7 protein-coding genes are annotated in these 12,665 nt (G+C 35.7%); 2 read left to right on the forward strand and 5 right to left on the reverse strand.

Annotation, left to right across the window (positions count from 1 at the left end; all coding sequences use genetic code 11):
* Positions 1–50 precede the first annotated feature (50 nt).
* Both P700755_RS17025 and P700755_RS17030 read left to right on the forward strand, forming a co-directional pair.
* Positions 51–1,862, forward strand: coding sequence for an ABC transporter ATP-binding protein (locus P700755_RS17025; protein WP_015025864.1), 1,812 nt, complete (start codon positions 51–53; stop codon positions 1,860–1,862).
* A 616-nt stretch (positions 1,863–2,478) separates the two neighbouring features.
* A complete protein-coding gene (locus P700755_RS17030; RefSeq protein ID WP_342626334.1) occupies positions 2,479–2,796 on the forward strand; it encodes a GIY-YIG nuclease family protein in 318 nt (105 codons plus the stop codon).
* 1,338 nt (positions 2,797–4,134) lie between these two features.
* On the opposite strand, the gene P700755_RS17035 is transcribed toward P700755_RS17030, so the two are convergent.
* The 5 genes from P700755_RS17035 to P700755_RS17055 form a co-directional block, all read right to left on the reverse strand.
* Complete coding sequence (locus P700755_RS17035; protein WP_015025866.1) at positions 4,135–5,565, reverse strand: TolC family protein; 1,431 nt, start codon at positions 5,563–5,565, stop codon at positions 4,135–4,137.
* A gap of 579 nt (positions 5,566–6,144) precedes the next feature.
* On the reverse strand, positions 6,145–6,819 hold the full coding sequence (locus P700755_RS17040) for an ABC transporter ATP-binding protein (RefSeq protein ID WP_015025867.1): 675 nt from the start codon (positions 6,817–6,819) through the stop codon (positions 6,145–6,147).
* Positions 6,820–6,881: 62 nt separating this feature from the next.
* Positions 6,882–7,625 carry a GIN domain-containing protein gene (locus P700755_RS17045; RefSeq protein ID WP_015025868.1) on the reverse strand — a complete coding sequence of 248 codons (744 nt, stop codon included), beginning with the start codon at positions 7,623–7,625 and terminating at the stop codon, positions 6,882–6,884.
* Positions 7,626–7,687: 62 nt separating this feature from the next.
* Entirely contained in the window at positions 7,688–10,072 is a 2,385-nt protein-coding gene (locus tag P700755_RS17050) for an ABC transporter permease (RefSeq protein WP_015025869.1), read from the reverse strand.
* 90 nt (positions 10,073–10,162) lie between these two features.
* Positions 10,163–12,517 (reverse strand): ABC transporter permease, encoded by a 2,355-nt coding sequence (locus P700755_RS17055; RefSeq protein WP_015025870.1) that lies wholly within the window; start codon positions 12,515–12,517, stop codon positions 10,163–10,165.
* Positions 12,518–12,665 lie beyond the last annotated feature (148 nt).

Genomic DNA, 12,665 nt, shown 5'->3' on the forward strand with positions numbered 1-12,665 from the left:
TTTCATTTAAGTACCGTAAACGTTTAACTTTATTGAGATAATATATATGTATGGTTAGTGTATCTGAGAATAAAAATGATTTTGCTTCCCTGCGGTTTATACCCCGTTTTTTAAGTAGAGTCTACCAAACTCACCCTGGTTTATTTATTGGGAATGTATTTTTAAGATTGCTTAAATCCCTTATTCCTATAACTTTACTTTGGGTAGGGAAGGAAATCATAGATGAGGTGATTCTCCGAGTCGATCTGGATACGTCCGATCTAAACAGATTATATTGGTTGATTGGGATAGAATTGCTCTTAGCTATACTAAGTGACGTATTTAATCGGCTTATTTCCCTAACCGATGGACTTTTGGGTGATCTATACTCCAATGCATCGTCGATAGAACTGATTCAAAAAACCGCTAAAGTTGAACTGGCAAGTCTCGAAGATTCGGAGTTCTACGATAAGTTGGAGCGTGCTAGACAGCAAACCTCTAGCCGAGTGTCTTTAATGTCTAACGTCTTGGCACAAATACAAGATATTATCACAATAATATCGTTGGTTTCTGGATTGATTTATTTTTATCCTATTTTGATTGTGTTATTGGTCATCTCTATTATTCCGTCGTTTATTAATGAGCTGAAATATAGCCAGTCTAGTTATTCACTTCAAAAGAGTTGGACTCCTGAACGTCGTGAGCTTGACTATATGCGTATGATTGGTGCGAGTGATGTCACCGCTAAAGAGATCAAGTTGTTTGGTTTGGCTGATTTTATAAGCTCTACGTTTAAACGCATTTCCGATAAATACTACAAAGCCAATAAAAAGCTCTCCATTAAAAAAAGTCTGTGGGGGGGTGTTTTTCATATTTTAGGTGATTTAGCCTACTATGGTGCTTATGTCTTTATTGTTTTAAAAGCAGTTGCTGGCTTGGTAACCATTGGAGACTTAACCTTTTTGGCAGGTTCCTTTAGTCAGCTGCGAAACCAGCTACAAACCGTGTTTTCTCGTTTTTCAAACATCACCCAAAGCGCCATGTATCTCCAGGATTATTTCGAATTTGTGGATATGGACTTTAGTGGTGATAATCCAGAGCAATATCGTGCAGCCCCTTCAGAATTTAACCACAGCATACATTTCGATAATGTGAGCTTTAGCTATCCACAGTCAGAGAAAATGGTATTGTCCTCACTGACGTTTGACTTGAAAAAAGGAGAGAAACTTGCTTTAGTTGGGGAAAATGGAGCAGGAAAGACGACACTAATAAAACTTCTATTGCGTCTTTACGAGCCTACTGGTGGTCAAATTTTAATGGATGGCGTACCGATTCGTGAATATAGAAAAGAAGACTATCAAAAAATGCTGGGAGCGATTTTTCAGGATTTTGTGAAGTATTACTTAACTGCTAAAATCAATATTGCGGTCGGGAACATTGACGAAGAGCATAATATTGATAAAATCAAAGACGCTGCAGTTCAAAGTCTCGCCAACGAGGTGATTGAAAGTTTACCTATGGGTTATGACCAAGGTTTAGGCAGACGTTTTAAGAAAGGAGCAGAGCTCTCTGGTGGTCAATGGCAGAAAATTGCTTTGGCGAGAGCTTATATGTCGGATGCACCCATTATTATTTTGGATGAACCTACTTCTGCCTTGGATGCCCGAGCAGAATCGGAAGTTTTTCAGCGGTTTATTGGCTTGACCAAAGACCGAACTAGCATTATCATTTCCCATCGCTTTTCAACTGTGAGAATGGCAAATCGCATTTTGGTACTTCAAAACGGAAGTATTTTAGAATTGGGAACTCACAAAGAATTATTGGCCAATCCTAAACTTTATGCAGAACTGTTTGAACTTCAAGCAGAGGGGTACAGGGAATAGAGGGATTTCGCTTATTGTAGTGAACTTCGTTGCACTGACCAATTCAACATGATTTTGTACATGCTGAATTTATTTCAGCATCTCACTCAGAGTTTCTCGTTTGCTATCTCACTTATCTGAAAAACTGCGATTTAGCATCAGCGACTCCCAGGTAGCTTAGAGCAACATAGGTTATCCATATGGAGACCCTGAAATAAATTCAGGGTGACAAGTTGTGGTGGCTTGTGGCTGTGAGGCCCTGAAATAAATTCAGAGTGACAATTCAATATGATTTTGTCCTGCTAAATTTATTTCAGCATCTCACTTAAAGTTTCTCGTTTACTAGCTAACCTGTCTGAAGAACTACGATTTAGTATCAGCGCCTCCTGGATAACATGGAGCAACATAGATTAACCCTTTGGAGACCCTGAAATGAATTCAGGGTGACAAATCAACGAGATTTTGTCATGCTGAACTACGTTTCAGCATCTCACGTAGAGTGACTCATATATTTTCCAACTCTCAATCAGGATTCGTTTCAGCATTTTCCGTAACTAACTTTAGATTACTATTTCAAATTTGACATTTACCTATCAACGATAAATTATTTTTCTTAATTTATAGCTCAATATTAATTTTGGAAATTAAAGAAATGCCTAAACGTGCGTATCATAACTATTGGGTTTATATCCTAACCAACAAGCCAAATGGAATTTTATATATTGGTGTAACTGGTGGCATAGACTATAGAATGGAGAGGCACACTACTGGAACAGGAAGTAAATTTACTTCAAAGTATAATCTAAAAATAATGGTATATCTAGAAGAGTTTCAATATATAGAGGATGCTATTGCTAGGGAGAAGCAATTGAAAAGTTGGCATCGGCAATGGAAATTAAATTTAATAGAGAAAGATAATCCTAATTGGAAAGACTTATGGGTTAAATTAGGATAGATTCTCTTACACTATTAAGGATCACAATTCAACCTGATTTTGTCCTGCTGAATTTATTTCAGCATCTTACTTAAAGTTTTTTGTTTGCAATCTAACTTATCTGAAGAACTGCGATTTAGTATCAGCGCCTGGCTAAAGTCGAGCAATTTAGGTTAACCATATTGAGACCCTGAAATGAATTCAGGGTGACAATTCAATATGGTTTTGTCCTGCTGAATTTATTTCAGCATCTCACGTAAAGTTTCTCGTTTACTATCTAACTTATTTGAATAACTAGTTTCAGTATTAGCGTCTGTTTAAATTTGATCAATTTAGGTTAACCATATGGAGACCCTGGAATGACTTCAGGGTAACAAGTTGTGGTGGCTTGTGGCTGTGAGACCCTAAAATGAATTCAGGGTGACAAGTTGTGGTGGCTTGTGGCTGTGAGACCCTGAAATAAATTCAGGGTGATAAGTTGTGGTGGCTTGTGGCTGTGAGACCCTGAAATGAATTCAGAGTGACAAGGTTTGAATTTTGGAGTTGTAAGACCCTGAAATGAATTCAGGGTGACAAGTTGTGGTGGCTTGTGGCTGTGAGACCCTGAAATGAATTCAGAGTGACAAGGTTTGAATTTTGGAGTTGTAAGACCCTGAAATGAATTCAGGGTAACAATTCAACTTGATTTTGTACATGCTGAATTTATTTCAGCATCTCACTTAAAGTTTCTCGTTTGCTATCTAACTTATCCGAAGAACTAGTTTCAGCATCTGCGCCTCATCGATAACATAGAGCAACATAGGTTATCCATATTGAGACCCTGAAATAAATTCAGGGTGACAAGTTGTGGTGGTTTGTGGTTGTGAGACCCTGAAATGAATTCAGGGTGACAATTCAATATGGTTTTGTCCTGCTGAATTTATTTCAGCATCTCATTCAAAGTTTCTCGTTTACTATCTAACTTATTTGAATAACTGGGGTTCAGTATCAGCGCCTTATTAAATTTCAGCAATTCAGTTTAACCATATGGAGACCCTGAAATGAATTCAGGGCGACAAGTTGCAGTGGTTTGTGGCTGTCAGACCCTGAAATAAATTCAGGGTGATAAGTTGTGGTGGCTTGTGGCTGTGAGGCCCTGAAATAAATTCAGGGTGATAAGTTGTGGTGGCTTGTGGCTGTGAGGCCCTGAAATAAATTCAGGGTGATAAGGTTTGGATTTTGGAATTGTGAGACCCTGAAATAAATTCAGGGTGACAATTCAATATGATTTTGTCCTGCTGAATTTATTTCAGCATCTCACTCAGAGTTTCTTGTTTGCAATCTAACTTATCTGAAGAACTCCGTTTCACCTTCTACAGTTTAATTAAAACGATCCTCCGTTCCTCTGTAATAATCCAACACCTTTACGCGCAATAAATAGTCGTACTTGGCATTTGCAAGGTTTACTTTTGCATTGTCTAAATTATTTTTACTGGTGATGTAGTTTAAGAAATTAGAGACCCCATTTTTAAACCTGATGTCGTTTATCCGATAGGATTCTTTATAGGCTTCAACTTGACTTAAAAAGCTATTGTATCTTTTGTAAACTGCTTCCATATCAAAATGAACTTGAGCGATGGCATTCTTAATATCTAAGTGTGTGCGTTCTAATTCTAACAAAGATTCTTCAACTCTAATTTTTTCTAAAGCCATATTATTCTTTGCTCTAAACCCATTGAAAAGCGGCACATTGACGGCAACACCAACTACTGTATTTAAATTATTATCGAGTTGATCCCTAAAATTGATGCTTTGAGCAGCAAAAGAGGTTTGCTCTGACATTACCATTAAATTCTGTCCATCTAAACTTATAAAATCACCTGTTTCAGCAATACTAGTCCCCGTAGAATTGAATAGCTGCGCTGCACTAGAATAATTGGTATTTATTCCTCCAAAAAGAGAAATTTCTGGTGTAAACTGAGATTTAGCGATACTTACTCCTTTTTCTGAAGCTTCAATGCGCAATTCACCTGCTTTAAAGATGGCTAAGTTTTGTATAGCTTGGGTGTATACTTCATCAGCAGATAAGCCATATTCTTCAAAATCTAGTATCAGGCCTTTTGTGTCAAAATGGATAGCTTCATCTACATTCAATAATCGAACTAAATTTAATTTTGCATTATTCAAACTAGACTCAGATACTAAAATGCTGGTTTCATCACTAGCTACTTGCCCTATTATATCTGCATAATCTGCGGGATTTCCAGATTCGTTTTCATAAAAGCCTTCTTGTATGTCAAGCTGTTGCTGAGTCGTTTCTAATCTTACTTTAGTTAATTGTAATACATCTCTGGTATTTAAAACTTGGAGATAGGCTAGGGTGACATTTAAGATTAGATCTTGTTTGGCAGCTTCAATTTCAAGTTCTGAAGCTTTTTTGTTGAGTCGATTTTGTTTAGCTGTATTCAATAATCGAAAGCCATTGAAAATGGTAACATCTAAACTCAATCTCACGTTCGAAAATGTTAATTCTTGAGTTATAAAATCATTGGTAAATGGATCTATACTTCTACCATCATTAACCCCTAAATTAAAATCGCCATTCAGACGAGGTAACAAATTTGCCTTTGATCGTTGATAGTTTACTTTCTCAGAATTGGCTACCAAATTAGTAGATTTCAAATCGAGGTTATTCTTTAAGGCTATAGAAATGCATTCATCTAACGAATAACTTGTATTTGTTTCATTTTGAGTATATCCTGCCAGTCCCATAATATATAGGATAGTGTACAATATGATTTTAGATTTCATAATTTTATGTTTTATTTATTTTGAATGATAAATAGCCTGTATTCAATTGCAGTCTTCGACTTTGACCGAGGTACTGATTATTCATTTTTTAATAGGCTAATGTTTGGTTACGATTGATGTGTTTTGTAAAATGCTGATTTTAACTTATTTTGTCACATCGAGTGTTCCGACTTTTTCGTCGGGATGTATCGAGATGTTTTCTTGTATCCATGAAAGTTCTCAATATACTTTCAATGATTTTTTACTAAAAATCAATTAAACACTTTCTCGTTGACGTAAGTCATAAAATGCTGATCTTAAATTGTTTTGTCCCATCGAGTGGTTTTTGCTTTTGCTCAATCAAAGAGTAGAATTGAAAATTGTATCGAGATGTTCTCTTGCACCCACGAAAGTTCTAGATACAATCTCAATGATTTTTTTACTGATAATTAATCAAACCCTTTCCCATTGACGTATGTCTTAAAATGCTGATCTTAATTTGTTTTGTCTCATCGAGTGTTCCGACTATTTCGTCGGGATGTATCGAGATGTTTTGTTGTTTTAAAAAGAGTTCTCGAATTCATCTAATTCCATTTATTTTTAAGAGACGATTTTTCCATCGAGAAGATTAATTATTCGTGAGCCATAAGCCGCATTGCTTTCGGAATGTGTGGCTTGTATTATGGTGACCCCTTCTTTATTTAATTCTGAAAATAATTTCATAATTTCCTCACTTTGCTTGGAGTTTAAATTTCCTGTTGGCTCATCCGCTAAAATGAGTTTGGGTTCTCCAATTAAAGCTCTTGCAATTCCTACCAATTGTTGCTGGCCACCACTTAATTGACTAGGAAATAAATCTTTCTTCCCAACAATATTGAAGCGGTCTAGCATATCCGCAACCATAGCTTTCCGTTGAGATGACTTTACGCTTTTATAGAGCAAAGGTGTTTCGATATTTTCATATACGGTGAGTTCGTCGATAAGGTGATACGCCTGAAATACAAAACCTATATACTCTTTGTATAGTTTAGATCGGTTTCTCTCTTTCAAACTGTGGACAGGCTCGTCTAAAAAGGTGTAGCTTCCTTCTGTAAAATCATCTAACATTCCAATGCAGTTCAGTAAAGTAGATTTCCCTGAACCTGATGGTCCCATGAGTGAAATGAATTCTCCTTCTTTGACGGTTAGATTAATGTTGTCTAGTAAGGTGACCGTTTTTCTTCCAGAATTTACGGTTCTAAATGCTTCTTCTGTAGTTAATAGTGTATTTTCCATAATATTATTTTTGGTTATTTGTACTCTCCAAAAACGAGGAGACTACAAGTGATTGACTTTAATTAATCGATGCGTTGTACTTTTGAATCTCCAATTCTTATCCCTGTAACTATATCTGCTGTTCCTTTGTAACTCAATTCTGCTTCACCATAGGCGGTGAATTTAATGCGCTCTGAGGCATTGATCAAAAACTTGGCTTCTCCATAAGCTGTGAGTTTTGAAGTGGTATTATTGACTTCAATTAAATCGAAATAAGATTCACCATAAGCGGTTAACTTTTGTTCATAAATACTCCCTTTATGAATAGTTAATTTATTCTCTCCATAGCTATTCACATCTAATTCTTGGATATTGACTTCATTAAAAGTCACTTCAGAATCCCCATATATACTGAGTTTAAATTTTTCAACATCAATTAAACTTTCACAAAGTATTGGTTGCTCACCTCTTATTGAGAGCTCTTCGATGTATTTATAAGTAATGAGAATACTTAGTACTTTACCTTTATAAATAGGGACATTCATTTTTGCTCCATTCTTGTTGGTTTTTTTAGTCTTAGTGGTTTCCTTAGCCCCTTCAAGATAAACTCTCAAATTATCTCCTTTCACTTCGATATTTATTTTATCTTCTGGCTCAGTACTCTTTAGTATTGTTACAGATTCTTCGTCACCTTGCACAAAAGTGGTTTCGATATGTGGACTAATCGTCACTTTACTAAAGGATTCAACCGTCTTTTTTGTCTGAGCCAATACCATTTGACTCGTGCAAATCAAGCTTAGCATTGCAACACGCATTAAATTTTTCATGGTTTTCTTATTTATTATGATTGTTATTTCTGTTTTTGACCCCCCCTTTGGAGCTGTGGGCTTTACTCTGTTTTTAAACTTTTTATCGGGTTGGCAATGGCGGCTTTTATCGCTTGAAAACTTACTGTTAACATGGCAATGCCTAAAGCCAGAATGCCTGCTGTTAAAAATACTGTCCAACTAATTTCAATGCGGTAGGCAAAGTCTCGCAACCAACTCTTCATAAGATATAATGCCAATGGAAAACTGATGACCAATGCTACCAAAACGAGTTTGATAAAGTCTAGCGATAATAACTGAACAATTCCAGCTACACTTGCTCCAAACACTTTTCGGATTCCAATTTCTTTGTTGCGTTGTTCAGACATATATGCAGCTAAACCAAATAATCCTAAACAAGCGACAAGTATTGCCAATATGGAAAAAAGTAAACCTACGTTTGCTGTGCGCTGTTCCTTTTCATAAAGTAATTCTAGATTCTTATCTAAGAAAGTATATTTGAATGCTGTATTTGGTGCAAGCGTTTTAAACGTATTTTCAAATCTTGAAATGGTCTCCGTTAAAATTTCATTTTCAAACCGAACTAATAAATACGATTTTGGCTCACGTTGTGCATTATGAAACGCATACGCTCCAATAGGACTGTGCAATGATGCAAAATTAAAATCGTCTACAACCCCACATATATATGCATTATTACCAAGTTGCATAGCCACCTTTTCACCTATGGCCTCCTCGGGTGATAGACCTAAGAAATCCACGGTGGTTTTATTGACAAGCACTTCAACTAAAGTATCTCCTTGCTGTTTAATTTTAGGCAATAACTGACCCGATACTAAGTTGAGTTGCAAAACATCTGCAATATTTTGTTCAGCTCTGTTGGTTTGTATACCCATGCTTTGTTCTGTACTACGCTTATATATACTTCTTCCACTAACCCCAAGTCCTGGATAGCCTTGAGATCTTGTAACAGCCGAAACGTTTGGTAATTGTTCATAGGCGTTTACTAAAGCTCTACCTGACCCTTCGTTGCGAATTCCAGATGTTGAAATAGCAATGATATTTTCTGGATTATAGCCCAAGCTTATATTCTGAATAAATTCTAATTGTTGATGTATCACGATCACACCAATAATTAAAACCACAGAAGCAGAAAACTGAACAACAACCAAGCCTTTTCTAATCACACTTGCTATGCCGCCCTTATTTGAAGTTGGTTTTATAACTTCTTTTGGTGAAAAACGCGATAAGTATAAGGCAGGATAGGAGCCAGAAAATAAAGTAGTGACTAGCCAAATCAATACCAAAAACCCCAATATTTTAATTGTAAACAAAGAGGAGATCGCTAAATGTTTCCCTGCTAATTCGTTAAAAATAGGTAAGGTTATCACAGCGAAAAGTCCACCTAAGACCATTGCAATGGCTGTAATTAAACCTGTTTCTATATAAAACCGAATAATTATATCTTTTACAGACGCCCCCAGTGTTTTGTTAATTCCAACATCTGTCGCTCTTTTTTGAGAACGTGCTGTTATTAAATTCATGTAATTGATGCAGGCAATGAGTAGGATTAGAAGCGCTAAAGCAGTAAGATTACGAATTTGATTAATGTCTCCATAATTAGTTATATAACTATCTGAATAATTCGAAGAATACAAATGAATACGCTCTAAGGGTTGGAGTGAAAAAGTGTACCAAAGGGCTTCTTTTTCTACATTTTTATTTAAAATATCCTGAATTTTAAGTTCAACATCTCTAATTACAGGAGTTGCTGAATCGAACATCACAAAGGTTTCAAAACTCGCATTATTCCAAGACGGATTCTTTGCAAAGTTTTGCATCATAAAAGGGGCGATCGCATTAAAATTTAATGAACTGTTATCAGAGAAATCTTTAAAGATACCCTTAACCTCAAACGAAGTTGTATTGTCAATAGTTAGTGTTTTTCCTAATGGATTTTCATCACCAAAATACCGTTTAGCCGTGCTTTTTGAAAGCAAAATAGTATTGGGATTGTTCAGGTTTTCTGATCCCGTTCCCTTAAGAATTTCCACATTAAATATATCTAGAATAGAGGCATCAGACCAGAATAACTTATCTTCTATAAACACATCATTATCCGTTTTAATGGAGGCTGATTCTCCAAAGCCGTGATGAAAAAATCGTCCAGATTCAACAATAGTCGGAATAGTTGCTTTAAGCTCTGGAGCTAAGGCTGACGGTACATTTGCCCAAGTCTCCAAATCATCTTCTGTGGTATTAAGAAGCACACGATAAATATGGTCTTTGTTAGCATACATATTATCAAAACTACGCTCCTGTAAAATGAATAAAAACAGCACCAAAGTTGAAGCTAAACCAATAGATAAACCCACTATATTCACTATTGAAAACAACCGATTGGTTTTCAAATTCCGCCAAGCAATTTTTATATAACTGCGTATCATAATAAATGTTTTTTATGCTGAATTTATTTTAATATCTTTTCATTAGTATTTCTATTTAATTTTTTCGCTCCCCTTTTAGAGTTATGGGATTCATTCTGTTTTTAAACTATCTACTGGATTAGCCAAGGCTGCTTTTATAGCTTGAAAACTCACAGTTAATAAAGCGATCAAAATAGCTATGACTCCAGCCACAACAAAAATCCACCAGTCGATTTCTATGCGATACGCATAATCTTGTAACCAATTATCCATTCCATACCAAGCCATAGGAATAGCTATTAAAATTGAAATACCTACAAGCTTTAAAAAGTCTTTGGACAATAATTTCACTAAGCCTGAAACACTTGCACCCAAAACTTTTCGAATTCCAATTTCTTTACTGCGCTGTTCGGCTGTGTAAGCTGCCAAACCAAAAAGACCTAAGCAAGAGATGAGTATGGCTAATAAAGCAAAGAGCTGCGAGAGTTTACCAATAAGCTGTTCACTTTTAAATTTAGCATTGAATGTGTCGTCTACAAAGGTGTATTCAAATGGATAGGCTGGATTATGCTTTTTCAGCACAGCTTCAACTTTAGATAGCAAGGCATTAGTGGTTATTTCAGGGTTCATTTTTAAATACATAAAACTGGCTTCCCCATGATAATTAAAAAATAACACAGGGTCACTTTGCCCGTACATGTCCTCATATAAATAATCTTTCACAACACCAATAACGGTATACGTATCCTCCCATCTTATTACTTTCTTTCCGATCGCACTACCATCGCCCATTAGTTTAGCGAAGGATTCAGTAATTAAAACGCTGGTGCTATCTTTTGCTCTATTTTCACTAAAACCATGACCTTCGGCCAATTCAATTCCTGCGGTTTCTAAAAAATCTGAACTGATATATCTAAAGGAAATCAAAACATCTTCTGTATTTGTGCCTCCCATCCACTCTAATCCTGAACCGTTATTGCCTCCATCTAAAACTCCTGAGTTATTTAAACCGATACTTGTAACAGCCCCAGTATTAATTAAATCTTGTTTTATGACTGAAAATTCCTCAATCATAGTCCCATTGACTTTTAATGAAATTAATTGGTCTTTATCAAAACCCAAATCCCTATTCTTTACATGCTGAATCTGTTGATACACTAAAATAGTACAGATGATAAAAACAATGGAAATCGTAAACTGCCCAACCACAAGGCCCTTTCTAATAAATGTGGCAGAACCATGAGTGGCTTTTAAACCTTTTAGAACCTCAACAGGTTTAAATGCCGATAAATAGAATGCAGGATATAATCCAGCAAAGATTCCACAAAATAGGGTAACACCCAATAGAAATATAATATGTGAAGGTTTTGCAAGCCCTAACAACAAATTTTTCTCAACAAGTAAATTAAACTGAGGTAATAAAACAAACAACACTAGTATACTGACAAGTGTTGCTATAAAAGCAAGCACCAAAGCTTCAGAAATAAATTGGATGATCAATCGAGAACGACCAGAGCCCATCGCTTTTCTCACACCAACTTCATTAGCACGTTTCTCACTCCGCGCCGTAGATAAATTCATAAAATTTATACAGGCGATAAGTAATATTATTAAAGCGATAAAGGAAAATAAACGCACATAAGTAATGCGTCCATCAACCTGTTTACCATTTTCAAAATTATCGCGTAGGTGCCAGTCTTTTATGGAATGTAAAAATGCTTTTGAATTACTATCATCTGTTTTTTTCTCAATTAAACTTCGGACTTGTGCATCTACAGCTGCAAAATCTGCCTCTGGAGATAACTCCAAAAAAGTATCTGCAAAGAAACTACCATATTCTGTCATCCAGTCTTGACCATTACTATAACGTTGAAAAGGGGCAATCCAATTAAAAGGAAAAGTGACATTTTTAGGAAGATTCTCAATAACACCAGTGATCAAATAATTATCAGTATTATTAACTTTTAAAACTTCCCCAAGTGCTTTCACATTTTTACCAAAAAGCTGTTCTGCTGTTTTCTTAGTAATTACTATAGCTTCTGGATTTTTAAATGCCGTTTTCGCATTTCCTTCAATAAATGACAGACTAAATATGTTTATAAAATCTTCATCCACATAACGTCCAGAACTATTGATTGCATTGTCGTCAACAGCAAACAGAAAGTCTCTGTGCTTGGTTCTTGCCGCTCTGATCACTCCAGGAATTTCCGTTTTCATCGCTTCTGCTAATGGTCCTGGAGTCGAATTAAACGTCCTCCATTCACCATCATATTCCTGATGTGTTGGCACATAATAAACTTGATCTTGCTTTGCGAAATCTGAATTAAAACTCACCTCATCTTCCACCCAAAGAAAGATGAAACTCGCACAAGTCATACCAATGGCTAATCCAAAAATATTTAGAAAGCTGTAGCCTTTATTTTTCAATAAAGTTCGGAAGGCTATTTTGATATAATTTAAGATCATAATTGTTCTCTTTAGATGGAATAAGCGTATTCGTTTATATTTTATTCCATGCTTATACTATTTATATGGTGAAGATGATGCCAAAGGACTAAGAATCTATAAATCAATACTTTAAAACTATATTTAATAAATAAAGTGTTCGGTTTTG

It is taken from the genome of Psychroflexus torquis ATCC 700755, from assembly GCF_000153485.2.
Taxonomy (GTDB): Bacteria; Bacteroidota; Bacteroidia; order Flavobacteriales; family Flavobacteriaceae; genus Psychroflexus; species Psychroflexus torquis.

What these genes read in the sequence shown, in the direction of transcription:
- P700755_RS17035 (WP_015025866.1), bottom strand. Translation starts at nt 5,565, where the DNA reads ATGAAATCTAAAATCATATTGTACACTATCCTATATATTATGGGACTG.
- P700755_RS17045 (WP_015025868.1), bottom strand. Translation starts at nt 7,625, where the DNA reads ATGAAAAATTTAATGCGTGTTGCAATGCTAAGCTTGATTTGCACGAGT.
- P700755_RS17055 (WP_015025870.1), bottom strand. Translation starts at nt 12,517, where the DNA reads ATGATCTTAAATTATATCAAAATAGCCTTCCGAACTTTATTGAAAAAT.
- P700755_RS17040 (WP_015025867.1), bottom strand. Translation starts at nt 6,819, where the DNA reads ATGGAAAATACACTATTAACTACAGAAGAAGCATTTAGAACCGTAAAT.
- P700755_RS17025 (WP_015025864.1), top strand. Translation starts at nt 51, where the DNA reads ATGGTTAGTGTATCTGAGAATAAAAATGATTTTGCTTCCCTGCGGTTT.
- P700755_RS17050 (WP_015025869.1), bottom strand. Translation starts at nt 10,072, where the DNA reads ATGATACGCAGTTATATAAAAATTGCTTGGCGGAATTTGAAAACCAAT.